General features: G+C 68.3%; 27 protein-coding genes and 1 tRNA gene. 18 read left to right on the top strand and 10 right to left on the bottom strand.

Annotated features, from left to right (window positions below):
- Nucleotides 1-13 precede the first annotated feature (13 nt).
- Both FHX82_RS10420 and FHX82_RS10425 read right to left on the bottom strand, forming a co-directional pair.
- The gene (locus tag FHX82_RS10420; RefSeq protein ID WP_145937540.1) at nucleotides 14-2431 is read right to left on the bottom strand and encodes an FtsX-like permease family protein; all 2418 of its coding nucleotides are present in this window, start codon (nucleotides 2429-2431) and stop codon (nucleotides 14-16) included.
- Between the two features lie 3 nt (nucleotides 2432-2434).
- Entirely contained in the window at nucleotides 2435-3184 is a 750-nt protein-coding gene (locus tag FHX82_RS10425) for an ABC transporter ATP-binding protein (protein WP_145937541.1), read from the bottom strand.
- Between the two features lie 159 nt (nucleotides 3185-3343).
- On the opposite strand from FHX82_RS10425, the gene FHX82_RS10430 reads away from it, so the two are divergent.
- The 3 genes from FHX82_RS10430 to FHX82_RS10440 all read left to right on the top strand — a co-directional run bounded on the left by FHX82_RS10430 (nucleotide 3344) and on the right by FHX82_RS10440 (nucleotide 6921).
- The gene (locus tag FHX82_RS10430) at nucleotides 3344-4513 is read left to right on the top strand and encodes a sensor histidine kinase (protein ID WP_145937542.1); all 1170 of its coding nucleotides are present in this window, start codon (nucleotides 3344-3346) and stop codon (nucleotides 4511-4513) included.
- Entirely contained in the window at nucleotides 4504-5139 is a 636-nt protein-coding gene (locus FHX82_RS10435; protein WP_183176543.1) for a response regulator transcription factor, read from the top strand. The genes FHX82_RS10430 and FHX82_RS10435 overlap by 10 nt, the downstream gene beginning before the upstream one ends.
- A gap of 348 nt (nucleotides 5140-5487) precedes the next feature.
- The gene (locus FHX82_RS10440; protein ID WP_183176544.1) at nucleotides 5488-6921 is read left to right on the top strand and encodes a pentapeptide repeat-containing protein; all 1434 of its coding nucleotides are present in this window, start codon (nucleotides 5488-5490) and stop codon (nucleotides 6919-6921) included.
- A gap of 374 nt (nucleotides 6922-7295) precedes the next feature.
- Here FHX82_RS10440 and FHX82_RS10445 read toward each other — a convergent pair whose 3' ends face one another.
- A complete protein-coding gene (locus tag FHX82_RS10445) occupies nucleotides 7296-7517 on the bottom strand; it encodes a DUF2188 domain-containing protein (protein WP_145937544.1) in 222 nt (73 codons plus the stop codon).
- 3 nt (nucleotides 7518-7520) lie between these two features.
- Nucleotides 7521-7685, bottom strand: a complete 165-nt coding sequence (locus FHX82_RS10450; protein WP_183176545.1) for a hypothetical protein — start codon at nucleotides 7683-7685, stop codon at nucleotides 7521-7523.
- Between the two features lie 194 nt (nucleotides 7686-7879).
- Here FHX82_RS10450 and FHX82_RS10455 point away from each other — a divergent pair, with 194 nt between their 5' ends.
- Nucleotides 7880-8236: a helix-turn-helix domain-containing protein gene (locus FHX82_RS10455; protein WP_145937545.1), complete on the top strand. Its 357-nt coding sequence runs from the start codon at nucleotides 7880-7882 to the stop codon at nucleotides 8234-8236.
- Nucleotides 8233-8760, top strand: coding sequence for an ImmA/IrrE family metallo-endopeptidase (locus FHX82_RS10460; RefSeq protein WP_145937546.1), 528 nt, complete (start codon nucleotides 8233-8235; stop codon nucleotides 8758-8760). Before FHX82_RS10455 ends, FHX82_RS10460 begins: the two co-directional genes overlap by 4 nt.
- Nucleotides 8761-8898: 138 nt before the next feature.
- Here FHX82_RS10460 and FHX82_RS10465 read toward each other — a convergent pair whose 3' ends face one another.
- Nucleotides 8899-9168: a helix-turn-helix domain-containing protein gene (locus FHX82_RS10465; protein ID WP_145937547.1), complete on the bottom strand. Its 270-nt coding sequence runs from the start codon at nucleotides 9166-9168 to the stop codon at nucleotides 8899-8901.
- 146 nt (nucleotides 9169-9314) lie between these two features.
- Between FHX82_RS10465 and FHX82_RS10470 the strand changes: the two genes are divergently transcribed.
- The 3 genes from FHX82_RS10470 to FHX82_RS10480 all read left to right on the top strand — a co-directional run bounded on the left by FHX82_RS10470 (nucleotide 9315) and on the right by FHX82_RS10480 (nucleotide 11313).
- On the top strand, nucleotides 9315-9692 hold the full coding sequence (locus FHX82_RS10470; protein ID WP_260171891.1) for a winged helix-turn-helix domain-containing protein: 378 nt from the start codon (nucleotides 9315-9317) through the stop codon (nucleotides 9690-9692).
- 93 nt (nucleotides 9693-9785) lie between these two features.
- Entirely contained in the window at nucleotides 9786-10340 is a 555-nt protein-coding gene (locus FHX82_RS10475) for a hypothetical protein (protein WP_145937548.1), read from the top strand.
- Nucleotides 10341-10434: 94 nt separating this feature from the next.
- Nucleotides 10435-11313 (top strand): aminoglycoside phosphotransferase family protein, encoded by an 879-nt coding sequence (locus tag FHX82_RS10480; RefSeq protein ID WP_229881246.1) that lies wholly within the window; start codon nucleotides 10435-10437, stop codon nucleotides 11311-11313.
- Here FHX82_RS10480 and FHX82_RS10485 read toward each other — a convergent pair.
- The gene (locus tag FHX82_RS10485; protein ID WP_145937550.1) at nucleotides 11273-12688 is read right to left on the bottom strand and encodes an NsdA family TPR-like regulatory protein; all 1416 of its coding nucleotides are present in this window, start codon (nucleotides 12686-12688) and stop codon (nucleotides 11273-11275) included. The genes FHX82_RS10480 and FHX82_RS10485 overlap by 41 nt on opposite strands.
- Before the next feature lie 121 nt (nucleotides 12689-12809).
- Nucleotides 12810-13160: a GntR family transcriptional regulator gene (locus tag FHX82_RS10490; RefSeq protein WP_145937551.1), complete on the bottom strand. Its 351-nt coding sequence runs from the start codon at nucleotides 13158-13160 to the stop codon at nucleotides 12810-12812.
- A gap of 137 nt (nucleotides 13161-13297) precedes the next feature.
- Here FHX82_RS10490 and FHX82_RS10495 point away from each other — a divergent pair, with 137 nt between their 5' ends.
- The 5 genes from FHX82_RS10495 (at nucleotide 13298) to FHX82_RS10515 (ending at nucleotide 17552) form a co-directional block, all read left to right on the top strand.
- Complete coding sequence (locus tag FHX82_RS10495) at nucleotides 13298-13600, top strand: hypothetical protein (RefSeq protein WP_145937552.1); 303 nt, start codon at nucleotides 13298-13300, stop codon at nucleotides 13598-13600.
- Nucleotides 13601-13754: 154 nt separating this feature from the next.
- On the top strand, nucleotides 13755-14180 hold the full coding sequence (locus FHX82_RS10500; protein ID WP_145937553.1) for an SsgA family sporulation/cell division regulator: 426 nt from the start codon (nucleotides 13755-13757) through the stop codon (nucleotides 14178-14180).
- Entirely contained in the window at nucleotides 14177-14491 is a 315-nt protein-coding gene (locus tag FHX82_RS10505) for a hypothetical protein (protein ID WP_145937554.1), read from the top strand. Before FHX82_RS10500 ends, FHX82_RS10505 begins: the two co-directional genes overlap by 4 nt.
- Nucleotides 14488-15306, top strand: a complete 819-nt coding sequence (locus tag FHX82_RS10510; RefSeq protein ID WP_145937555.1) for a hypothetical protein — start codon at nucleotides 14488-14490, stop codon at nucleotides 15304-15306. The genes FHX82_RS10505 and FHX82_RS10510 overlap by 4 nt, the downstream gene beginning before the upstream one ends.
- The gene (locus tag FHX82_RS10515) at nucleotides 15306-17552 is read left to right on the top strand and encodes an FtsK/SpoIIIE domain-containing protein (protein ID WP_229881248.1); all 2247 of its coding nucleotides are present in this window, start codon (nucleotides 15306-15308) and stop codon (nucleotides 17550-17552) included. Before FHX82_RS10510 ends, FHX82_RS10515 begins: the two co-directional genes overlap by 1 nt.
- Nucleotides 17553-18012: 460 nt before the next feature.
- Here FHX82_RS10515 and FHX82_RS10520 read toward each other — a convergent pair whose 3' ends face one another.
- Nucleotides 18013-18231 (bottom strand): hypothetical protein, encoded by a 219-nt coding sequence (locus FHX82_RS10520; protein WP_145937556.1) that lies wholly within the window; start codon nucleotides 18229-18231, stop codon nucleotides 18013-18015.
- A gap of 337 nt (nucleotides 18232-18568) precedes the next feature.
- Between FHX82_RS10520 and FHX82_RS10525 the strand changes: the two genes are divergently transcribed.
- From FHX82_RS10525 to FHX82_RS10540, 4 genes are all read left to right on the top strand, one after another.
- Nucleotides 18569-19093: a hypothetical protein gene (locus tag FHX82_RS10525; protein ID WP_145937557.1), complete on the top strand. Its 525-nt coding sequence runs from the start codon at nucleotides 18569-18571 to the stop codon at nucleotides 19091-19093.
- A gap of 76 nt (nucleotides 19094-19169) precedes the next feature.
- On the top strand, nucleotides 19170-20549 hold the full coding sequence (locus FHX82_RS10530) for a DUF3631 domain-containing protein (protein WP_145937558.1): 1380 nt from the start codon (nucleotides 19170-19172) through the stop codon (nucleotides 20547-20549).
- 196 nt (nucleotides 20550-20745) lie between these two features.
- Entirely contained in the window at nucleotides 20746-21045 is a 300-nt protein-coding gene (locus tag FHX82_RS10535) for a helix-turn-helix domain-containing protein (protein ID WP_145937559.1), read from the top strand.
- 13 nt (nucleotides 21046-21058) lie between these two features.
- The gene (locus FHX82_RS10540; RefSeq protein WP_145937560.1) at nucleotides 21059-22405 is read left to right on the top strand and encodes a tyrosine-type recombinase/integrase; all 1347 of its coding nucleotides are present in this window, start codon (nucleotides 21059-21061) and stop codon (nucleotides 22403-22405) included.
- Nucleotides 22406-22483: 78 nt separating this feature from the next.
- Here the strand turns inward: FHX82_RS10540 and FHX82_RS10545 are convergent.
- Both FHX82_RS10545 and FHX82_RS10550 read right to left on the bottom strand, forming a co-directional pair.
- Nucleotides 22484-22556: transfer RNA gene (locus FHX82_RS10545), tRNA-Thr, on the bottom strand.
- A gap of 113 nt (nucleotides 22557-22669) precedes the next feature.
- Complete coding sequence (locus FHX82_RS10550) at nucleotides 22670-22990, bottom strand: GlsB/YeaQ/YmgE family stress response membrane protein (protein ID WP_145937561.1); 321 nt, start codon at nucleotides 22988-22990, stop codon at nucleotides 22670-22672.
- A 220-nt stretch (nucleotides 22991-23210) separates the two neighbouring features.
- Between FHX82_RS10550 and FHX82_RS10555 the strand changes: the two genes are divergently transcribed.
- The gene (locus FHX82_RS10555; RefSeq protein ID WP_145937562.1) at nucleotides 23211-24728 is read left to right on the top strand and encodes a threonine/serine exporter family protein; all 1518 of its coding nucleotides are present in this window, start codon (nucleotides 23211-23213) and stop codon (nucleotides 24726-24728) included.
- Nucleotides 24729-24769: the final 41 nt, after the last annotated feature.

Below are 24769 nucleotides of genomic sequence, written 5' to 3' on the forward strand. Positions count from 1 at the left end.
CTCCTGTGGACGGTCATTCGCCGACGCGCATGGCGGCCACGGGGGCCGGGCGCAGGGCGAAACGGGCGGGCAGTGCGATGGAGCCCCAGCCGAGCGCGACCGCGACGGCCACGATGGCGAGGTAGAGCAGCGGAGGTACTGTCGGCAAGGCGAACCCCGTGACGCTGAGGCTGATGCCGACGAGCGGCGGCACCGCGACGAGCGAACCGAGCACCACCGACGCCACCACCACGACGGCCGCTTCGCCGCGCATCATCGAGCGCACCTGCCGCGGTTTCGCCCCCACCAGCCGCAGCAGGGCGAACTCGCGCACTCGCGCGGCCGTGGCGAGCACCAGGATGTTCACCACCGCGATCGCGATGAACGCCAGCAGCACCAGGTTGAGCAGCAGGGTGACCGACGACTGCCCGTCATCCCGCTGGGCGGCCTGGAGCGCGTCGGTGGCCTGGATCTCCGGGTAGTTCGCGAGCATCCCGTTCAGCGCGCTGAAGTCGGTGCCCGCCAAGAGGATCTCGTCGTCGAGTCGGCTGGTGGTATGCGCGACGACGACGTCGTGCGGCAGCGTCAGGTCCCCGAAACCGAGACCGTTGCCGTAAATCCCGACAACCCTTGCCTGGTAAGGAGTTCCGTCACCGAGTTGCAGTGACAACGTCGAGCCCACGTCCACGCCGAACGTCCCGGCGGCGAACTGGCTCACCGCCACCGTGCCGTCCGTGAGCGCGTCGAGGCTGCCGCGCCGCAGGTCGAGGTTCAGCACCGAGCCGAGCCCGTCCGGCGTGACGCCCTGCGCGGCGTACGACTCCGTCGCCGGGTCGCCCATCTCCTGGTAGTTCACCAGCACCTGCGTGTGCGCCACGGGCACCGCGGCCGTCACGCCCGGCGTCCGCCGCACGGCGTCGGCCACCGCGGGCGCGATCCCGCCCTGCGCGACGAGGACGCGGTCGGCGAGCAGACCGTCTTCGGCCTGGCGCTGCGCGGCGCCGTCGGTGGTGGTGAGCGTGAAGATCTGCACCGCGGCCAGCGCGACGCCCATGATCAGCGGGGTGGTGGCGGAACCGACGCGCCGCGAGCGGGCCCGCGTGTTCGCCTCGGCGAGGAAACCCAGCCCCAGCCGGCCGAGCACCCCGGCCGTCGCGGTGAGCAACCGCGGCCCGAGCAACGCCACCGCGATCACCAGCACCAGCACCGAACCGGCCGCGCCGCCGGTGGCCGCGTCACCGCCGACCGTCATCGGCAGCCCCACGCTCAGCGCGACGCCGAGCGGGATGAGCGACCAGCCGAGGACCAGCCGGGCCCTGCCGAGCGTCGGCGGTTCCACCTTCGCCTCGCCGAGCGCCGCGACCGGGCTGACCCGCGCCGCCCGCCGCGCCGCGATCAGCCCCGCTCCCAGTGCGGCAACCACGGAGGTCACCACCGCCGCGACGACGGGCAGCGGGCCGAGGACGAACTGGAAGTTCTCCGGCACGGCACCGTATCCGGCGAGTGCGTGCCGCAGCAGGAAAGTCAGCCCGACACCCGGCAGCGCGCCGAGGACAGCGGCCACTGTGGACAGTAGGAGCGTCTCCGTCGCGACCAGCCGGGAAACCTGCTTCGGCGTCGCCGCGATCGCCCGTAGCAGCGCGAACTCCTGGCGCCGCTGCTGGATCGTGAGGCCGAGCGTGCTGGCGACCACGAGCAGCACGATGATCAGCATGGTGCCGCCGAACGAACCGGCGATCAGGACGAGGAACGAGCGCGCCGCGCCGACGTCGAGGAACTCCGCGTCCGCGCGGTCGTTGCCGGTGAGGACGTCCGCGCCGGGAACCGCCTGCCGGATCCGGGCCGCGAGCCCGTCGGCGTCGGTTCCGGGGTCGGCGAGCACGGCGACGGCGTCCACCCGATCCGGTCGGCCGGAGAGCGTGCGGGCCTGCTCGTCGGTGACGAAAGCACCGGATCCGGTGGTACCGACCACCCGGTAAGGGGACGCGATCGCACCGACCGCGAGTGAGACAGTGTCACCGACGTGAGCTCCCGCGAGCGCGACCTCGTCGGCGGCGGCAGGCATCCGGCCGTCGACGAGTCCCGTTTCGAGCTGCGCCGAGGACGCGCCGTGCACGACCACCGGAACGCTCCCGTCCGGCCCGCGCAACCCCGCCTGCACACTCACGTCACCCACAGCCGCCCGTACCCCGGGCACGCGGGCGACGTCGGCGACGCGCTCGACGGACAGCGGAACCCGTTCCGCGAAACGCTGTCCGAACGAGACGTCCTGCCCCGCCGCCACCACGACCGGCGCGGCCGCGTAGCGCTCGGGCGCGATCCCGGACCGCAACCCGGAGTCGAGGAGCACCCCACTCGCCGTGATCAACGCGGAACCGCAGAACACCGCGACGAAGGCGGCGGCGAACGAGCCCCGCCGGGCGCGGATCGTCTTCCAGGCCAAGGAGAACACGGCTCACCACTCCCCGAGGCGGGTCATGTGCTCGGCGATGGCCTCCGGCGACGACGGGCCGACCTCGCCCGCGATCCGGCCGTCCGCCAGGAACACCACCGAGTCCGCGTAGGACGCCGCGACCGGGTCGTGGGTGACCATCAACGCGGTCTGCCCCCAGCGGTTCACCGTCTGCCGCAACGTGCTCAGCACCTGCCGCGCGGTACGGGTGTCCAGCGCGCCGGTGGGCTCGTCCAGGAACATCACGTCCGGCCGGGTGACCAGCGCCCGCGCGATCGCCACGCGTTGCTGCTGGCCGCCGGAGAGCTTGCCGGGCCTGCGGTCCAGCGGCACGTTCACCTCGACCGACCGCACCACCTCGGCCAGGAACTCCGGGTCGAACGGCCGGTTCGCGAGCCGCAGCGGCAGCACGATGTTCTGCTCGACGGTCAGCGCGTCGAGCAGGTTGTACGCCTGGAACACGAACCCGATGCGGTTGCGGCGCAGCTCGGTCAGCGCGGCCTCCCGCTGCCCCGTCAGCTCCGTGTCGCCCAGCAGCACCCGGCCCGACGTCGGCCGGTCCAGACCGGCGGCGCAGTGCAGGAACGTGCTCTTGCCGGAGCCCGACGGACCCATCAGCGCCGTGAAACTGCCTCGCCGCAGGCCGATCGACACGCGGTCCAGCGCCCGCACCGCCGTCTCACCGCTGCCGTAGACCTTGCTCACGGACTCCATCCGCACCGCGCAGACGAGGCCGTCTTCGACCGTGGTCATCGTCGTCTCTTTTCCCTGTCGTGGAAGTACTTCCGACGCTAGGGAGGAGCCGGGCACGGCACACTGGCGCTGAGTCCCGAACCGGGGGTGTAGCCAGGTACACCACGGCGGGGGCGCCCAGTAGAGTTCAGCGGCATCGTCCCAGGCCAGGGGAGCCGGATGAAGAAAGCGATCAGACGCAGTGCCGACGCCACCGGGGCGCTGGTCGGCGGCCTCCTGACCGCCGTGCCGGCGTTGCTCGGGCTGTTCGCGGTGCCGCTGCTGGTGCTCGCCCTGCCACTGGTGCCCGCCGCCGCCGGGCCGCTGCGGTTCGTGGCGGACCTCGAACGCGAGCGCGTCAAGCTGCCGTCGCCCTACCGCCGCGTCGCGCCCGTGCGGGACTCCGCGACGTGGCGCGACGTGGCGTGGATCGTGGTGCACGGGGTGTTCGGCACGTTCCTCGGCGTGACGGCGGTGGCGTTGTGGCCGGCGATCGTGCAGAACGTGACGCTGCCGCTGTGGTGGTGGCTCCTGCCGCCGGGCTCGGTCTCGGCGTTCGTGTGGGACGTCCGGACCTGGCCGCAGGCGCTCACGCTGCCGCTCGTGATGGCCGCGTTGTACGGCGCGATGCTGTGGTGGTTGATACCGCTCGCCGCGCGGGCGCAGGCGTGGCTGGCCCGGGCGCTGCTCGGACCGTCCGATCGGGACCTGCTGGCGCAGGAGGTCGAACGGCTCACCGAGACGCGGACCGAGGCGCTGGAGTCGCACGGCGCGGAGCTGCGCCGCATCGAGCGTGACCTGCACGACGGGATCCAGGCGCAGCTGGTGGCGGTCGCGGTGCGGCTCGGGCTGGCGGAGCGGGCGTTGCGGGCGGACCCCGAGATGGTGCGGACGTTGCTGCGGGACGCGCGGACCGGGATCGAGGACTCGCTGGGCAACCTGCGGGGCGTGATCCGCGGCATCTACCCGCCGATCCTCGCCGACCGCGGGCTCGGCGGGGCGGTGCACGCGCTCGCGAGCGGGCAGCGCGTGCCGGTTTCCGTGCACATCCAGGAGGACCTGCCGCGCCCGCCCGCGCCGATCGAGGCGGCGGCGTACTTCGTCGTGGCCGAGGGGCTGACGAACGTGACCAAGCACAGCGCCGCGCGGCACGCCGAGGTGGCGGTTTCGCGGCAGGGACAGCACCTGCGGGTGCTGGTGCGCGACGACGGGCAGGGCGGCGCGGACGCCGCCGGCGGAACGGGACTGGCCGGCATCCGCCGGCGGGTGGCCGCGCTGGACGGCACCGCCAGGATCGAAAGTCCCGCCGACGGAGGAACGACGATCGAGGTGCTGCTGCCGTGCGGATAGTGATCGCCGAGGACAACGCGTTGCTGCGGGAGGGCATCGCCCTGCTGACGCGCACGGCCGGGCACGAGATCGTGGGGATAGTCGCGAGCGGCCCGGAGATCGTGCCCGCGTTGCTGGAGCACCGGCCGGACATCGCCGTGCTCGACGTCCGGATGCCCCCGACGTTCCGCGACGAGGGCCTGCGGGCGGCGATCGAGGCGCGGGAAAAGCTGCCCGGGTTGCCGATCCTGGTGCTGTCGCAGTACGTCGAGCACACGTACGCGACGGAGCTGCTGGCCAGCGGCGCGAGCGGGATCGGTTACCTGTTGAAGGACCGCGTCGGCCGGGTGGAGGAGTTCCTGGACGCGCTGAACCGGGTGGCCGGCGGGGGTACCGCGCTGGACCCGGAGGTGGTGTCGCAGCTGATGAACCGGCGCGACCCGCTGGACGCCCTGACGGCGCGGGAGCGGGAAGTGCTGCACCTGATGGCGCAGGGCCACGACAACGCCGCGATCGCCCGCCAGCTGGTGGTGACCGAACGAGCGGTGACGAAGCACATCGGCAACATCTTCCGGAAGCTGGACCTACCCCCGTCGGACAGCGGACATCGAAGGGTGCTGGCGGTACTGGCGTACGTGAACGCCTGAGGTGCGAAGAGCCGACTAGGGGACTCGAACCCCTGACCTGCTGTTTACAAGCTGTTGGGTGCAGGGTGCGCGACGGTCCTCTTGACAGGAATGTGCAGGTCACAGGGGACGCGCGTCCCGTTGTATCCCTCGAAGGTCTAAGAGGAATGAGACGGCAACTGAGACGAACCGACAGTCTGGGGAGCGGTCACAGAGATCCTGATCAGCACTCGGCTTGATCAGTACCCACCTGGAGGCGCGCGGGACCGGATCACACACCCTGTGACGCGACGAGGGCTGACAGCGATGTACCCGGGCATGAGATTCGGACTACCGCGATGGCGCCGCTCTCGGAATCAGCCCAGGGAGTTGAGACCGATCTCGGGTTGGCTGCTGTTGCCGGCCTTGGTGCTGGTGGTGGTCGTGACGTGGCTGGTGTACGTCGTGGCCACCCATCTCGCCGGGCCTGGAGTAGGTCCGAGCGACCGGATCGACATCGTCAAGATCACGTTGTCGACTGCGGCGGGCACCGGCGGTGCGGTGGCGCTGCTGCTGACCTTCCGCCGCCAGCGCACCAGCGAGATCACCGGCGCGCACACCATTCAGGACGCGACCTCCCGGCGGATCACCGAGCTCTACACCAAGGCGGTTGAGCAACTCGGCTCGGACAAAGGCGCGGTCCGGCTCGGCGGGCTCTACGCCCTCGAGCGCCTGGCCCAGGACAACCCCGACCAGCGGCAGACCATCGTTAACGTGCTGTGCGCCTACCTGCGCATGCCCCACACCCCGCCGCCCGCGCCACCACAGAACGTCAGCCCTCGACCAGGGACCTCCCGACAGACGCGCCGCCCAGTCCGGCTGGCCGGAACCACGGCCGCCGCGCAGCGGGCCAGTGACCAGCTGCGCCGCCAGGAACACGAGGTCCGCCTCACCGCGCAGAGAATCCTCGAACGCCACCTCCAGGTCGGCGACAACCCCCGGCGGCCACTCCAGACCTTCTGGGCCGATCTGGATCTCGACCTCACCGGCGCCGTCCTCACTGGGATTAACCTGTCACACTGCCGAGTGCGAACTGGCCGGTTCACCGGCGTGACCTTCACCGGGGACGCCTCGTTCACCGACGCGACCTTCACCGAGGACGCCTCGTTCGACGACGCGACCTTCACCGGGGAGGCCTCGTTCACCCACGCGACCTTCACCGGGGACGCCTCGTTCACCGGCGTGACCTTCACCAGGGGCGCCTGGTTCGACGGCGTGACCTTCACCGGGCACGCCTCGTTCGAGGACGTGACCTTCACCGGGGACGCCTCGTTCACCGGCGTGACCTTCACCGGGGGCGCCTGGTTCGGCGGCGTGACCTTCACCGGGCACGCCTCGTTCGAGGACGTGACCTTCACCGGGGGCGCCTCGTTCACCGGCGTGACCTTCACCAGGGGCGCCTCGTTCGACGAGGCGGCCTTCACCGGGGGCGCCTCGTTCACCGGCGTGACCTTCACCGGGGACGCCTGGTTCGACGGCGTGACCTTCACCGGGTACGCCTCGTTCACCCGCGCGACCTTCACCAGGGACGCCTCGTTCGACGACGCGACCTTCACCGGGCACGCCTCGTTCGACGGCGTGACCTTCACCGGGGGCGCCGGGTTCGGCGGCACGCTCAGCAAGGCAGCCGCATGGGACTTCACCGGCGCCAGGGTGACCCAGGACGCGGTGCACGACTCCACGTGGCCGGCGGGATGGGGCGCCCCTGTGCTGGGCGAGGCGCGCGGAACCAAGTGGGTGCTCATTGAGCGTGTGGCTCCGTAGGGAGCGGTGTGCGGTCGTGGATATCGCAGGGAGCGTCCCATTAGCTGCGATCGTCACTTTTCCGAGTCGTGGATGAGCTGCGTCACCCGATCCAGGCTCCCGGGAGCTCAGTCCTGTGATGTCGCCCAGCTCCTCCAGCGTGAGTCCAGCTCCTCGCGGCGTACAGAGTGGCCAGCGAAACCGCTCTGAGCAGCACGTTCGACGCGGTGAACCGACCCGTTGCCATGTCTTTGCCATCGGAGACCGACTGTGAGGCACAGGATGGCAAAGTGCGGCATGTGCCCCTAGCTGGTGTTGCTTACATGCGTTACGGTGCGACATAACAGAGGACCACGCCGTCGTGACCGGCGTGGTCCTCTGTCTCATTGGCAGCGTCAGCCGCGCGGGGGGAACGGGTCGCCCCCGTAGGTGCGCTCATCCTCGATCGTGCCGTCTTGCCGCATGATCTTGAGCTGGCTCGGGGCATTAGCCTTCGCGACCTTCACGCCAGCGTCCACGGCCGTCGACTTGATCGCGTGCTGTGACAGCACCCGCGAGTCATGCTTCACTTGCCAGTTCGTGCCATTGGGCACCACGAAGTACTGCTTCCGCGCCATGACTTACTTCTCCTTCCGTACACCCTTAAAGGGCTGCCCGTCCTTCTTGCCGTCCAGGAACCGGCCGCCCTCTCCCCGCTTGGTCCATTCCCCTGTCTTCGGGTTCATGACCTGGCTGCGCCCGCGGACCGCGCCGACACGCGATCCGTTCCCCGTGTTCTTTGCCATGCTGCTCCTTATGTTTGTCTCACTGACGGACCGTCGATCGATCCGTTGGCACGAGACCCTAGCTGACGGAGTCCGGATGGTCAACCACGCATGTGACGCGTCTGACCAGCGGAGATGGTTGTCCGTTTGCCAGCCAAACCCTTTGGGCGTTACGGTACGTCCGTACGGGTTGCAAGTTCGGGCGTGGAGATGGCATGACCTGGTCTAGGGACGCGATCAAACGACTGTATGTAGAGGTCGGCATCCGGGTCAGGAATGCGAGAAAACAGGCTGAGTGGAGTCAAACCGGTCTGGGTGACGCCATCGGGCTCACGCGCTCTTCGGTGGCAAATATAGAAGCTGGTCGACAGCATGCGCCTGCTCATGTAATCGTATTAATTGCGCAAACGCTCAAATTGCCATACGACGAGCTGCTGCCCAGCGGTGAAGAGTTGAATGAAATCGCACGAGCTTCTGCGCCAGATTTCGACCTAAGTGAACTTTCGGAAACCTCCCAAGAATTTGTCACTGCGACGATTCGCCGAGCCATGGGAGAGGTAGGCGGAGAATGATGCGACGTGATGCGGTTCAGCAAGCTGAACGACTTCTATCGCAATGGGGAATCGTCGCTCCTCCTGTGCCGGTCGAGAAGATGGCAGTGAATCAGGGTATTGCAGTCGTGCGACGAGCTGCCGACTGGAGCGAGTCCGGCTTCCTCTTGAGGCAAAGAGGAAGTGTCATGATCGGAATTAACAGCAGACATTCCCCTAAGCGGCAACGATTCACGATCGCGCACGAACTCGGACATTGGCTACTTCATGATGGAAAGCCGCTTATTGTGGATCAGTCTGTAATGATGATCAACAAGCGCGACGATCTATCCAGCCAAGCTACTAATCTTGAAGAGATCGAGGCAAACGGCTTCGCTGCTGAACTGCTGATGCCGCGGACTCTCATGATGGAAGCGATTAGAAGACAGCTAAGCTTTGGGCATTCTTCGCGAGAAGAGTTTGTGACGGCAATAGCAAAAGAGTTCGACGTCAGTGTCGACGCGATGGGGTTTAGATTGATGAACCTCGGAGTGTTCAGTAATTAGCGATCGTGGGAGCTTGTCTAGGCTTTCATCGCGAAAGCTGAACAGAACGTCATCGTTTCAATCTGACTAGCTGAAAGTGTCCACTGCGACTGGGGTCTCTAGTGATTGGCGGCTCTAGTTACACCGGTACGACGCAGTTCAGCCCCGCCCGCGTTTCCGCAGGCCGGAGGGCTTTAACCCGCGCATCAGCTCCCCGGGGTCGACGCCCAGCTGATCGGCGATCGTCACGATGACGTCGAACGTCGGGTTCGCGAGGCCGCGCTCAAGGTTCGAGTAGTAGCTCGCCGTGAGGCCGCTTGCGTGCGCCATCCGCTCCTGAGTCAGGCCCTCGATCCGCTCGCGCGCAGCGCGCACGCGGGCGCCGAACTCCTCGGACTCTGGGGTCTTGACCGTCACGTCGGCAACCATGGCCAGTCCTGGCACTAAAGACCATAGTTATGAGTACTTGCTGTATATAGCAAGTGCTATGTAGCATCCTTCCTTGTAGTTCCTCGCCGAACGCGCAGGTCAGAACGCTATAGACCGCGGCAGGCCGGACGACTCACGGAAGGTACATGAGCCAGATGAGCGACGACGCAACGGACGACCAGCTTCCCGCGTTCGACCCGGATAGTGGAGCCCCGGCCTACCTCTATGACAGGCTCGCCGACCATCTCGCCGGGCTGATCACCCAAGGGCACTTCCGTCTGTACGAGCAGTTCCCGGGCGAGGTCAAGCTCTCCCAGGTGTTCGGCGTCGCCCTGGGCACCGCTCGGCACGCCATTGAGCGTCTGCGAGAGCGGGGTTTGGTCGCGACAGTGAGGTCCAAGGGCACCTACGTCACGTACGACGCAGAGGCCACCTGCGGCGAACAGGCAGACCACCACGGCGACCGCGGGCCGCACGACGAGGCGCAGCCAGGAACGCCGGACGTCGCAGACGATCGCTCCTAGGCGTGGTAGGTCGCGGTGAGGCGGAATCGCCGACCAACTCTCTCCAGGACCTGCGGTTCAATCCGCCGAGCACGCCCAACGGAAGGATTTGTGGTGAACGTCGTGACACAACCGCCTGCCTGGCGGGAGTTCCCGAGCGGGCTGGTTCCGGCCGCCGACGGGCCGATTCAGTGCGTGAGGTGTGAGCGGCCAGCTCAGCTCTACGTCCTCGACCTGCGCGAGGACATGTGGTTCAGCTGCCTGGATCACCATGCGGCGCTGGTGCTGGACCTCCTCAGCGGCAACCTCGACGACGAGCAGCCGCCCGAGGTCAGCCAGTCGGAGCAGCCCGGCACGGACCGGCCGGACCAGGCCGCCGAGGAGCGGCTACAGGCTTGGCGTGAGGTCCTGGCATTCCGTGCGCAAGCTGCTCGGCTGCGCGCCCTGACCGAACAACTTCGATCCGCGATCTACGCCTTGGACGAGACCTCGGAGCCCCTGCGGGCAGTGCTCGGCGCCAACCCCGAGCTTGCCGCACTGGGCGACCGAGAGGTGCGAGAACTACCGAAGAGCTTCGAGTCGGCCACTCGCACGGCTCGTGCAGTGGAACGTCTCATCCTGGATTTCGTCCATGCCCTCTCTCTGGAACGGTCCCGGAAGACGCGCTGACGACCCGGCCGGGGGTTCGCCGTGCGTGGAACACTGGGCACGCGGGATGAGACCTCCGGAGTGAAGGGGCAGCGGGTTGACGAAGGCACGAGCCTTGACCGAGGAGACAGCGCATCGAACGCTGGTCGCCGTCTGCGAGCGGGTCGGCCTCGATCCGGCCGGCGCCGAACTCATCCGCATCGGCTCGAACGCCGTGTACCGCCTGGCCAAGCCAGTCATCGTCCGTATCGGCCGTGACGGCGAGACCGTCGAGAACGCGCGCAGGCAGGTCGCCGTGGCGCGCTGGCTCGCGAGCGAGAACTACCCGGCGACGAGGGCCCTCGACGTCGACCAGCCGGTCGAGCTGGACGGGCACGTATCGACGTTGTGGGAGTCGGCTTCCGAGCGGGAGGAGTACGCGCCACTCGCGCAGGTGGCGGAGCTGATCCGCCGTCTTCACGAGCTGGAGGCGCCCGCATCGCTGGCGCTGCCTCGGATCCAGCCGTTCGCCAAGCTGGACGAGTACCTGCCCGACCTTGAGCGCGTCGACGGCGCCGATGCCGCGTTCATGCGCGAGCGAATCGAGCAGTTGCGGAGCAGGTACGAAGCGTTGGACTTCGCGCTGAAGCCGGGCGTCATCCACGGCGACGCGAACGTGGGCAACGTGATCCTCGACCGCGAGGGCCACCCGCTCCTGATCGACCTCGACAGCTTCTGTACCGGTCCGCGGGAGTGGGACCTGGTGCAGACCGCGCTGTTCTTCGAGCGCTTCGCCTGGCACACCGAGGAGGAGTACCGCCAGTTCGTCGAGGTCTACGGGTTCGACGTGATGACGTGGCCCGGATACCCGGTGCTCGCCGAGTACCGAGAGATCTCGATGACCCTGTGGTTGTGCGGAAAGGCCGTGGCCGACGAGGGCGCGGCCGCCGAGGTGCGCAAGCGCATCGAGGCCATCAGGACAGGGGGAAGCCGCCGCGACTGGGCGCCCTTCTAGCGTCGTCCGGGGTCCAGAGCCGCGTTTCCGATGCCTGCTCGATGAAGTCCGCGACCGCGGCCGTCTTGCCCACGCGGGACAGGCGCGCGCGGAACTCATCCACGTAGGAGCCGCACCGCGCCGACTTCAGCCGTTCGGCAATTTGCAGCGCTTCCAACGCGACTTCGCAAGCCTGTTCCGCCTCGCCCTGGTCCATGTAGGCGTCCGCGAGAACCATCGTGGCGAAGAAGTCGCTTCGCACGTAACCGCTGGCCGTGGGTCCGAGCGACTGCGAGGCGTAGGTGGACGCGTCGACTGCCCGGCCGAGATCGCGGTTGCAGTGCCCCAGTTCGGCGGCAAGCTCCGAGTCGTTGAAGTAGCCGAACCAGTCCGCCGGGTCGTTGTCCGGGTTCCGGCGCTCGAACTCGCGTACCGCGCCCGCCATCGCCTGATCGCAACCCGCGACGTCGCCGAGTCGCGCGAGTGCGCGTGCTTCCATCGCGTAGAAGTGCGCGAGCGCGCTAGCCGATCCGGCCGTCTCCGTGCCCATCCGCGCCGCGCGGGCGAGGTTCGCGGCTTCCCGATACCTGCCGAGGAAGGTTGCCTGGTGGCTCATCGCGTCCAAAATGGACGCACCAAGCAGGCGGTCTCCCGTCGACTCCGCGAGCCGTAGTGCCTGGATGAAGTACCGCTGAGCGAGTCCGTGCAGGCCGGAGTCGTAGGACATCCACGCCGCGAGCAGCGTCGCTTGCGCGGCCTCCGCATACAGCTGTCGCCCGGTCTCCTCGGAGTACGTGCCGTCCAGCAGCGCGGCGACATCCGTCCGCAGGAACTCGACGAGCGCCCGGCGTGCGTGGCCGCCGCCGTGCTGGCCGTCGAGGCGGTCGAACATCATCGTCGTGTCGCGAAGGCCCGCGATGTCCGCAGGCCCGACGCGCCGCTTCCCGGTGCCATTGATCATGTCCTGTCGCGTGGTGACCAACCATGACAGGGACGTCTCGCTCCAGGCCGCGATGTTGGCGGGCGCCGTCAGCAGCGCCGAGACGTTGTCCAGGTCAGCCTGCCAAAGCCCGGTCAGCGCGGCGATCCCGTCCGAGACGTCGTCCGGATAGGTCAACCCGAGATCCGCCGAGATCTTCCGCGGACCGCCGAAGCCCACCTCATGCTGTGCGACCGGCCTGCCTAGCCGCTCAGCGAGCGCGGTCGTGATCGCCCGGCGCGTCTGCTCGTCGCGGGGCACCATGCCGCCGAGCCACCGCCGGACGTAGGTGTGCGTGAAGGTGCGGCCCGCCTGGCGGCCGACTGCTCGTGCGAACACCTTCAGGCCGACCGAACCGTCGTCCTTCAGGAATCCCGCCTCGCGCATCAGGGCAGCGAGCTGTTCGTTGCCCTCCATCGCTACCTCCGACTGTGCCCCGACTGTTCGAGTGTGCCCCCGAGTGTGCCCTGTTTGCGCTGGTCAGGGGACGCTTTCATAGAGGCATGACACAGAACAGCGCACTCCCGAACCACTCGGGTCACCCGTTCGACTCCCCCTCCAGCCGGTCCAAACGCTCTTCGATCGCGGAGACCGCCGCCCGTAACTCGATCACCGCGCGCCGCAGGTCGCTCACGGTCACGGCCGGGCGTTCCTTCGGCGGATCGTCCGAGACGTACACGCCGACCGAGGGCCGCGGCACGAGCCAGCCTTCTTCCTGGAGCAGGGCCACCGCCTTCTGCAAGGTCGGCAGGGACACCCCGTGCTGCTGCGCCAAGTCCCGGTTTCCGGGCAAGCGGGCGCCTGGCGCGAGCTCGCCGGTCGCGACGGCTTCTCGAATGGAGGCGGCGACCCGTTCGTATGCCGCCAGGCCCGCGGCTTCGCTTCCCACGGGTCCGAGCATAGCCAGCTGACCAACCCTGACCAATCTTCACGCGGATGGCCTAACGACGAACTGACCAATGCTGACTAATGTCAGCATTGGTCAACAAGGCCACGACGAGAGGAATCCTGATGAGGTCCGCACACATGAGCCGCCGACAGGCCGAAGCGCATTTCGACGGCTTGGACACCGACTACGACGAGGTTTTCGCTGTTCAGGCGCACGCGACACAGCGTGCCGATGCTGAGGAGCTGGCCGCCGCGCACACGTTGCTCGACGAGCTGGACGCAGAGCTTGAGGCGGCAGGACTCGCCGCGCTGGTCCGGGTTCCGCGGTTCCTCGACTCGCGTCGAGCGGGTCGCTCGCGCCGCCGGGTCGACCGGACGGCGTTGCGGTCGCTGCCGACGCGCCTGGACGCCACCGACCTGATGGAGGGAGACGCCGCCTGATGGTCCGACTCCTGATCACTGACCCCGGCGCGGCGCATCCCGCCAAGAACGCCGCCGCGCCGGGACTCCCCAAGCAGCCAACAAACCGTTCGGAGAGGGGTCTCATGGTAGGCACTTCTGCTTCCCGCGTGCACCACGTCGGGGGTGGCCACTGATGTCACTCCACAGCCTGACCCTTCCGCTGTGGGCGGAGTGGGAGGACGCATCCAGCGAGGTGCTTGAGCTGCGCCCGATCCGGGTGAAGTTCCGGTACCGCTCTGATGACCCCTTCGCGATCCTGCTCGACTTCGCTGTCGGCTCCGAGTTGTGGGTTCGCTGGACGATCGCCCGTGAGCTACTGGCTGATGGCCTGGTGCAGGACTCGGGGGAGGGGGATGTGCACATCGCGCCGGACTCGGACCTGTCGTCGCGCGTCTGGCTGGCCTTCTCGACGCCAACCGGCGTCGCGGTGTTCGCCTTCCAGCGCTCGGACCTGGAAACGGCGCTTGCCGAGACCGAAGTGCTCGTACCGATCGGAAGCGAGTCAGCACTCATCGACTGGGACCGCGAGCTGAAGCACCTTCGAGGTGATGCCGCATGACTTCCCACTCGGTTCTGTACATCCTCGCCGGACTCGCCGCTGTTGGTCTCTTCTCGACGTGGCGTTCTGGCCGGAAGTCCGCCCTCAAGGCGCGCAACGGGGTCCGCGAAGTCACCCGCATGACCGGCAACGCCGTTCGGACCTTGCTCACGGCCGCGCTGATCGTCGGCGTGCAATGGCTGGTCATTCGCTTCTGGCACAACACAACCGCGCTGCTCATCGTGCTCATCGTTCCGGCGCTGTTCGCCGGCGCCGCGGTCGCGCGTCTGCTCGCGGTGACCGAGATCGTCACGACCAGGGGGCACTCATGACAGAGACTCGGGAAGACGTGCCGTCGACGGCGGACAAGCTGAGGCAGGAGGCCGCTACCGCGGCTCAGGTGCGGGCGCTGTCGAACAACCCGGACGTGGTCGCGCTACGGGTGGAGAAAGTCCGGTCCTTCGTGGACTCACTGGTGTGGGTTGGGATCTTCCTCGGACTTGCCTTCACGATGGTCAACGTCCAGACCTTCGCGGCCTCCGGTGCCGTCACCGGGTCGTTGCCGTGGCTCGCGGCCTGGTTGCTGGACCCGATGGTGTCGCTCGTGCTCGTCGCTGTGCTGCGGGCGGAGCAGATCACCGCTCGATACCAAGTCCACGTAGGAACGTGGGCGCACCGGACGAAGTGGTTCGCGTTCCTCGCCACGTACGCGATGAACACGTGGCGCTCGTGGACGCGGGTGGACGTGGCCGGAGTGGTGCTGCACTCGGTTCCGCCGGTGCTGGTCTTCCTGGCAGCCGAGACCGCGCCGGTGCTCCGGGATCGACTCACCGAGGCCGTTGCTCGCGCCGCTGCTCCGGCGTTCACGGGCGCTCCTGCGGAGACCGTTCACGAGACACGCGAGGAGGCCCCGTCGCGACCGGTCGTTCAGCGGCGCAAGCCGAAGGCGAAGCCCGGGCGGAAGTTGCGCGCGGACTACCTGGCGGAAGCGCGAGCGGCGTGGACCCCGGGGATCGAGGTCACTCCCGCGTGGGTGCGGTCGGTCTGCCCGGAGATTTCGCGGGGGACCAGCAAGAACGTCGCGGACGAGTTGCGCGCTGAGGTTGTCAGCGCTCCGACCGACGAGCCACGTGAGGAGGCCGCCTGATGCCCGCTTCCGACGACCAAGGCCGTGATGACGACTTCCACCGTGAGGAGCCCATGAACACCTCCGATCAGGAGCCCGTGAACACCGGCGACAGCGAGGCCACCAACGGCAAGGTGCTGCCGTTCACACTGCGTCCGGACAGCGCCTCGACACCGGAAGAGATCCCCGTTCAGGAACGGCGGGATGTCCTCGACGCCGAGGAGGTCCGGCACCCGGTGTTGGTGGATCTCCCGGTGGCGCGCAAGCCGTCGTGGTGGGAGAGCACGCGGGAGGCGAAGATCCGGCCGTTGCTGCCGGAGTGGGCGCGCTCGCGCCGGGAGCTGACCGACCGCGTGCGGTGGCTGGCGCTCTACGCCGGACACACGACGGCGTATCACGCGCTGCGGGCTCCGCAGTACGCCGGAATCCTGCTCGTGCGCTCCCCGCGTGGCCTGTGGCGGGTGCTGGTCGCGACGCACCGGTGGATCTACGACGCGGAGGGCAAGCCGCTGCGGGCGGCCGCAGTGACCGCGTCGGAGTACGACAAGTACGTCAAGCTCGCCGAGGTCCGCGCCGAGCGCATCCGCAAGCGCGGCCTGGTGGCGTTCCTGACCCTGCTCGTCGCAGCCGCCGGGGTCTACCTGCTGGTGTCCTACAGCGACGCGCTGGCCTGGCTGGTCGCGGCCGTCGCGGTCGGGCTGCTGGGCAAGGTCGGCACCCCCGCCGACAAGCCCGTGCTAGGCCGGGCCGTGGTGACGTCGAAGGCCCCGAAGCTGACCAGTGAGGTGGTGGTGCGCGCCCTGGCAGCGCTCGGGATCTCCGGCATCAACCAGGCCGTGGCGAAGGGACCGGGGATCACGTTCCCGGCACCGATCACCCGCGATGGGCCGGGCTGGCGGGCGGAGGTGGACCTGCCGCACGGCGTGACGGTCACCGATGTGATGGAGCGTCGGGACAAGCTCGCCTCCGGCCTGCGTCGTCCGCTCGGGTGCGTGTGGCCGGAGCCGGTCAGCGAGGAGCACGCGGGCCGGTTGGTGATCTGGGTGGGGGATCAGGACATGGCCAGGGCCAAGCCCGCCACCTGGCCGCTGGCGAAGTCGGGGGAGGCCGACCTGTTCCAGTCCGTCCCATTCGGCACGGACCAGCGCGGCCGTCCGGTGGGCGTGGACCTGATGTTCGCGAACATGGTCATCGGCGCCATGCCCCGCATGGGCAAGACGTTCTCTCTCCGAGTGCTCGTGCTCGCCGCTGCGCTGGATCCGTGGGTGGAGCTGGTGTTGTGGGAGCTGAAGGGCACCGGCGATCTCGGGATGTTCGAGCGGGTCGCGCACGAGTACGGCTCCGGCGCCGATGACGACACCCTCGAAGGCGCGATGAACTCGCTGCGGCGCCTGTACAAGGAGCTGGAGCGCCGCTCGAAGACCATCACCCGCATTGCCAAAGAGAACCGGGCGCTCTGCCCCGAGAACAAGGTCACGCCACAACTCTCGCGGAACCGCAAGCTCGGGTTGCACCCGATCTTCGCCGCGATCGACGAGTGCCAGGAGCTGTTTTCCCACGAGGACTACAAGGACGAGGCGAAGAAGCTCGCCGAAGGCATCATCAAGCGTGGCCCGGCGATGGGGATCATCCTCGTGTTGGCCACGCAGCGGCCGGATGCCCAGTCCTTGCCGCCGGGTGTGAGCGCGAATGCCGGTCTGCGGTTCTGCCTGCGGGTGATGGGGCAGGTGGAGAACGACATGGTGCTGGGCACGTCAAGCTACAAGAACGGCATCCGGGCCACGACGTTCGGGGCGAAGGACAAGGGGATTGGCTACCTTGTCGGCGCCACCGACGACCCGCAAATCGTGCGCTCCTACTACATCGACGGCCCCGCTGCGGAAAAGATCGTGGAACGGGCGTGCGCCCTGCGAGGAAGGCACGGCACCATCACCGGCCACGCGGCGGGAGAGTCCCTTGTGGACGAGTCAGCGCGGCCGTCGTACTCCCTCATCGCTGACGTGGCCTCAGTAATCCGCGCGGACGAGGCGAAGATCTGGTCCGAAACGGTGGTGGACCGGCTGGCCGAACTCCGCCCGGAGGTCTACGGCTCGTGGACCGAGCTGGACGGCCGGGCGAAGGCCAACCAGCTCGCCGCCGGGCTCAAGCCGTTCGGGATCGAGACCGTGCAGGTCTACGGGCGCACCGAGGACGGCAAGGCCGCCAACCGGCGCGGTGTCGAGCGCGCCGAGATCTTGTCCGCCGCCCGTTCCCTCAATCGCGACTGATCGACGGAGAGTGACTGGTGTGGGGTGCTAGCGATTCCGGTCCGGCTAGCGTCACCCGATGCTAGATCTAGCATCCCCGCTAGCGCCCCACACCGTCGCTGAGCTGCGATCTAGCTCCTAGCGTCCACCAGCACAAACACCCCCGAAACCCGCGAAAACCCGCCTCGGTGACACCCGCGCTCGGGTTTCGCTGAGGGCTCGGGTGTCCAAAACCAGACACGAAGAGTGATCACATGTGTGGATCAAGAATCGTCCCGATCGTGCCGACGCTGGCGCAGGAACTTCCCGACCGGTGCGCCCAGGCCCGGCAGAACACCGAGGAACCCCCACAGCCACGGCTCACTTGCTCCCGTCACGGAGAAAATCACAACCGCAACCCCGTAAGGCAGGGCCATGCCCAGAGCCCACGGCAATGCATCCGCCACGACTCGGCGCGGGGACCGGCGCTCCGCCACGCCTCTCAGTCCCTCTTCCGCGAGGTCTGTCGACGACCGCGGATGAACAGGGTCCACTGCGCCGCAGCCGTGAGCGCCGATCCGGTCGCCGTCAGGATGGGTATCCACGGGTGGGTCATCAGGAACGCGAGCACTGCCGCGCTTACCGCGACAGCCGTTGAGGCAAGCGCCAAGAAGAGCGCGTACCGCACCTGTTCGGCACTCGACCGCTCACGCTCGCCCATCCCGCTCCCATCTGCCCGTCGGGTTCGGCATCCGCTTCCCGCCTGCTCAGTCGCGGTCGCCGTACCGGTTTACCAAGGCCGCCAAGCCGAAGAGCACCACGCATGCGATCAGTGCCCCCGCCCCGCTGGACAGCGCATCAATCCAGCGAGTGGGCGAGTGCCGAGACGGACCCAACAGCGCCGCTCCCAGGTACACCGCGACCGGATACGCCACGAGCTGAGCCACCGCCATGCGCCACCACCGCCGCCGACGCGCAGGCGGAGCGGGGTCCTGGTCATTCACCCCGCCCAGGCTGCCACCCCCACCCTTCACCAGCTAGCCGCCGAAAGGATCAGCATGTCCGCCGCGACCGACGCCCTGACCGACCCTGAACGCGGTTTCCTCGGCTGCCTCATGCAGCTCCCGGCCGCCGCAGCCCGCCGCCTGCTGGCCGGGATGCGTGCCGACGACATGGCCGGAGCCGTGACCGCCCCCGTGCTGCGGCTGGCGATCGAACTCGCCGCCGCGGACACGGCCCCCGCGCCGGTCGCGCTCTACGCCCACGCCATCACCACCGGCCGCGCGCCGGGCCGCCAGCGGCGGGAGTGGCTGTCCGGCTGGCTCATCGACACCTACCGCGACGCACCACCGCCCGCTCTGGCCGACCACCTCAAGACGGCAGTACTGGAGGCGGCGTGGCGACGCGCCCTCCTCGCGCACACCCAACGGGTCCAGGACGCGGCGGAGACCGCCGACGTGGACAGGCTGCACGAGTTGGCTGACGACACCGACGTGGTCGACGAGCTGTGGCAGCGCTACCACGCCGCCCGCGCCGGACAAGTCGGAACCAGTCTCACCGCCCGTCTTGGAGTGGCCGCGTGAGGAAGCGGATCACTGGCCGAGGTACGGCCGTCGCCACCGTGACTTGTGCACTCAATCGCCCGGAGGAGGCCGCCTGATGCCTGTACCCGCCGACACCACTACGAACACGCTCGCCGCGATCGACGACGCAATCGGCGCGGGCGTGGCTGGCGGTCCCGCGACCTGCTGTCAGTGTGGCCGCCCGCTGGGGGAGTCGCCCTCGGACGACTTCTGCTCGGAGAACTGTCAGCAGGTGTGGCGCTCGGCGAACCGCGTTGTCATGGCCGGGCATGAGGTGCTGGACCGGGTGCGGGATTTTGTGGCGCGGTTCAACGTGTTCCCGTCCGAGCACTGCGCACCCATGCTCGCGCTCTGGTACGCCCACACCCACGCCGCTGACCACTTCTATGTCACGCCGCGGCTGATCCTGTCCTCTGTGGAACCCGGGTCCGGCAAGACGCGGGTGCTGGAGGTGGCGCAGTTCCTCGTGCGGGCACCGGAGATGACGTTCTCCGCTACCACGGCCGCGCTGTTCCGCATGGTGTCCGAAGGGCCGATCACGATCCTGTTCGATGAGGTGGACACGATCTTCACCGCCAAGGGTGGCAACAACGAAGATCTCCGTGGCCTGCTCAACGCCGGGTACAAGCGCGGCGCGACCGTCGCCCGTTGTGTCGGTGACGCCAAGGCCATGAAGGTTCAGCGCTTCCCCGTCTTCGCTCCCGCCGCGCTTGCCGGGATCGCAGGCAACATGCCCGACACCGTGACCACCCGCGCCATCACCGTGCACATGAAACGCCGCCGCCAGGACGAAGAGGTCGAAGAGTTTTGGGAAGAGGAGGTCGAGGCGGAAGCCGCACCGCTGCGGGACGCGCTCGCGGCTTGGGTGGAATCCGTGATGGACAAGATCAGCAGGGGACGGCCCGCCATGCCGCCCGGTGTGCGGGACCGCTCCGCCGAGATCTGGCGCCCCCTCATCGCCATCGCCGACGCGGCCGGAGGCCACTGGCCCGACACCGCCCGCGCCGCGTGCGCGCACTTCGTCGAAGTCAGCAACGCCGACCGCAACGGCGGCGGGCAGCGCCTCCAGCTCTTGGCCGACCTTCGCGACCTCTACACCGCCCGAGACACCGACAAGCTCACCACCGACGAGATCCTCGGCGCCTTGCATCAGCTGGACGAATCCCCGTGGGGTGACCTCGACGGCAAACCGCTCGACCCCCGGCGGCTGGCCGGGTTCCTCAAGCCCTATGGCGTCCGTGCCAGGGACATCAAGCTGCCGGGCGGTGGGGTTCGCAAGGGCTACCGCACCACCGGACCGGACGGCCTCGCCGACGCCTGGCAGCGCTACCTGCCTCCTGCCGCTACCTCCGCGCGGAGCGCTACCCCGCAGGTCAGAGCGGTAGCGGAAGCCGGGGAGGTAGCGGACACAAGCGCTACCTCTGGCGCGTCGCCGCCCCTGACCGACCGCAGGTAGCGGACCTAAGCGCTACCCGCGACCCATCCGCTACCCCTCTGAGCAGGCAAGTAGCGAAGGTCGCGCAGGTAGCGGAAGAAACCAGCCACCAGCAAGCGCGACCAGGAGGACGCCGTGACCCGAGATACAGCACGCACCGAGTCAATGCACGAGTGCGCCTGACCGCACCGGCCTCGCGCTGAAAGGTTCCACCAGCATGGCTACCGCCAACGAAATCAGCGAACTCGCCGCCACCCTGGCACAGCTCGCCCGCACCATCGCGGAACGTGAAACCGAACCGGCAGCACCGCCCGCACGCGTTCTTCCTGAACGCGTGATGCTCACCGCCGAAGAGGCCGCCGAACAGCTCGGCATCGGCCGGACGCTGATGTTCAAGCTGCTTCGCACCGGCCAGATCGAATCCGTCCGCATCGGGCGACTCCGTCGCGTTCCTGTCTCCGCCATCCGGGCGTACGCCGCCCGACTCGTCGACGCCACCACCGCGAACGCCGCCTGAAAGAGGAAGCTCCTTGGCTCGCAAGCGCACTGAAGGAACTCGCGCGCCGAATGGCGCCAGCAGCATCTACGTTGGAAAAGACGGTTACTGGCACGGTCGCGTCACGGTCGGAGTGAAGGACAACGGGAAGCCCGACCGACGACATGTCCAGGCCAAGACCGAAGCGGAGGTCATCAAGAAGGTACGGCAGCTCGAACGGGAACGTGACTCGGGCACCGTTCGGAAGACCGGCCAGGAATGGACGGTCGAGAAGTGGCTGATGCATTGGTACGAAACCATCGCCGTGCCAAACGTCCGCTACAAGACGCGCAACTACTACTGGACTGCGGTTAACAAGTACATTGTTCCGGGAATCGGCGCCCACAAGCTGTCGCGGCTCGAACCAGAGCACATCGAACGCTTCTACGCGCGCCTGCGGAAGGAAGGCGCGAAGTCTGCCACTTTGCAGCAGGTTCACATCGCGCTTCGCGCGTCGCTCAACGAGGCTGAGCGACGGAACCGGATCACCCGCAACCCCATCCGGGCCGTACGGGCGCCGAAGATCGAAGAAATCGAGATCGAGCCGTTGACTGTGGACGACGCACGGGCGATCCTCGCCATCGCGCACGGACGCAGGAACGGCGTGCGGTGGGCCATCGCGCTTGCACTCGGTCTGCGGCAGGGTGAAGCGATCGGCCTCAAGTGGTCCGATCTCAAAGTCGAGTGGCACCACGGATGCTCGGTTGCTCAGCCATGCGGAAAACGTCGCGCGGACGACTGCCCCTCCCGCCAGGTGACCGCGATGCTGACGGTCCGGCGGGCATTGCAGCGCCAGACCTGGCAGCACGGTTGCGACGGCGGCAAGTGCGGCGGCAAGCGCGGCGCCGACTGCCCGAAGCGCCACAGCGGTGGTCTCGTGGTGGTCGAACCGAAGTCCCGTGCCGGGCGCCGAGTGCTCAGCGTGCCACCACCGCTCGTGCTCGCTCTGCTGGAACACCGCGAGGCCCAAGACGTCGAGCGGCAGCAAGCGGCCGACGTGTGGCAGGACGAAGGGTGGATGTTCGCTCAGCCCACCGGCAGGCCAACTGATCCGCGGGCGGACTACGGCGAGTGGAAGGACGTCCTCAAGGCCGCCGGTGTCCGCGAGGCACGGCTGCACGACGCGCGGCACACGGCCGCGACGTTCCTGCTCGTTCTGGGCGTCGCCCAGCGCGCGGTCATGGACGTCATGGGCTGGTCGAAAATCGACATGGCTCAGCGGTACCAACACGTCCCGGACGAGCTACGGCAGAACATCGCATCACAGCTCGGCGGGTTGCTCTGGAAGGGACCGGACGAGGAAGACGACGACGGCCCGACAGCCGCTCCCGTACCCGCCTGACCGGTCAACTGAGACTGAAACTGAGACGAGACAGGACCAGGGTGTTCCTCGCTGTCGGGAACACCCTGGTCAGAGGTGAGCCGACTAGGGGACTCGAACCCCTGACCTGCTGTTTACAAGACAGCTGCTCTACCAGCTGAGCTAAGTCGGCCTGTTTCGGTGGCCATCATAGCCAGCGGGTGGAGCCTCGCGGGGGCACCGGGCGGAGCCGGCGGGCACAGCCGGGTGGGGCCACCGAGCCGGTGACCCCACCCGGCGCCACACCTAGTGACCCATCGCGGCGCCGCGGCGGCCGGCGCCGTTGTGGGAGCGCTTCGGGTACAGCGCCGAGGCGATGGCCACCACGACGATGGAGCCCACGATGTCCAGCACCCAGCGGAACCACGGCAGCCCGCCGTTCGCGTTGGTGTAGCCGACCCACCCGGCCACGAGGTTGCCGATGAACGCGCCCACGATCCCGGCGAGGATCGTCAGCCACAGCGGGATGCCCTGCTTACCCGGCAGGATCGCCTTCGCGATCAGGCCGAACACCAGGCCTGAAACGATCAGCACGATCAGTCCCCACACACCACCGAAGAAACCCATGTCGACCCTCCTTGGTCTCGGGCTGTTTCCCTGACCACCTGGGCATACCCGGTCCGGAGGAGCCGAGCAGGTATCGATGGAGTGACGCAGCAGCCTGTCGGGCACTCCTTGCTGGTGGATCATCGACGGGGTGGCGGACGCCACTGTTTCTTTCTTGCAACGGCAGGCCATGCCACGGCGATGGTCCCCGGGGATACCCCCTGCGAGGAGGTGAAGGGCCATGAAGAGCAACCAGCGCGCCCGGGCCACGGTGACCCGGCGGCGTGGCTGGCACATCCTGGAAGCGCCCCGGGATCCGTACGTCGAAAGTGAGCACAGGCGCACCCGCACCACCGGGCCCCGGCGACGGGCCTGGCACATCCTGGAAGCACCCACCGGCCAGTTCCCGGCGCCCGACGCGGGCGCCCAGCACGGCCCGGCGCTGCCCGACGACACCACCGTCAACTTCGTCCTCGACCTCGTCCTGCGCATCGGCGAGGTGCAGATGGCCAGCGGCGCGGGCGCGTCCGACGTCACCGCGACGATCCTCGCGCTGACCTCGGCGCTCGGCCTGCCGCACTGCGAGGTGGACGTCATCTTCACGTCCATCACCGTCACCTGCCACCGCGGCACGGACATGGCGCCGGTGAGCGCGCTGCGCGTCGTGCGCTCCCGCAGCCTCGACTACACGCGGCTGTCGCAGACCGAGATGCTCGTCCAGCAGATCACCCGCGGCAACATGGGCGCCGAGGAGGCGTACGCGGAGCTGCACCGCATCACCACGGCCCCGCACCCGTACCCGCGCTGGGTCGCGACGCTGGCCTGGGGCGGCATGGCCTTCTTCGTCACGCTGCTCATCGGCGGCGGCTTCGACATCGCGGCCGGTGCGCTCGTCATCTCAGCGCTCGTCGACCGGCTCGGCCGACAGCTGAACAAGTACGCCCTCCCCTTCTTCTTCCAGCAGGTCGCCGGCGGTCTGGTGGCCACGATCCTCGCCACGGTGGCCGTCGAAACCGGCCTGGTGCCCAGCAGGTTCTCGACGCTGGTGGCGGCCGCGGCGATCACCGTGCTGCTGTCCGGGCTGTCCACGGTCTCGGCCGTGCAGGACGCGATCACCGGCTACAACGTCACCGCCGCGGGCCGCACCATGGAGACGGCGTTGATGAGTGCCGGGCTCATCACCGGCGTCGCGCTCGCGCTGAACATCGCCAAGGCGCTCGGCTTCACCCAGGTCATTCCCGAACTGCCCGCCCAGACCGCGCTCGGGTTGCCCGTCGTCGTCCTCGCCGGCGCGGGCTCGGCCGCCTGCTTCGCCGTCGGCAGCTACGCCACCCTGCGCTCGATGCTCGTCGCCGCGGCGGCGGGCGCGATCGGCGCCGGGGTCTACGGCTCACTCGTGCTCGCCGCGTTCGACCCCATCACCTCGTCCGCCGTCGCGGCCATGCTGGTCGGGTTCTGCGGCGGCGTGCTGGCCCGGCGGCTGAAGGTCACGCCGCTCGTGGTCGCGGTGTCCGGCATCACGCCGCTCCTGCCCGGTCTCTCGACTTATCGTGGCCTCTACGAACTGGCAACGCAGGGGAACGGCAACGTCTCTACCCTGATGAAGGCGGTGGCCATCGGACTGGCGCTGGCCGCGGGAGTGGTGCTCGGCGAGTACCTCGCCCAGCCCGTCCGTACCGGCCTGGGCAGGCTGGAGCGCAAGCTGGCCGGCCCGCGGATGGCCGGTCCGCTGCGGCCGTCGGAAGGACGGCTGGAGTAGGACATTCCAGTCACCGCGCGGTCGATCTTGTCCGGCGGCCA

Source organism: Amycolatopsis bartoniae, assembly GCF_014191255.1.
GTDB lineage: Bacteria > Actinomycetota > Actinomycetes > Mycobacteriales > Pseudonocardiaceae > Amycolatopsis_E > Amycolatopsis_E bartoniae.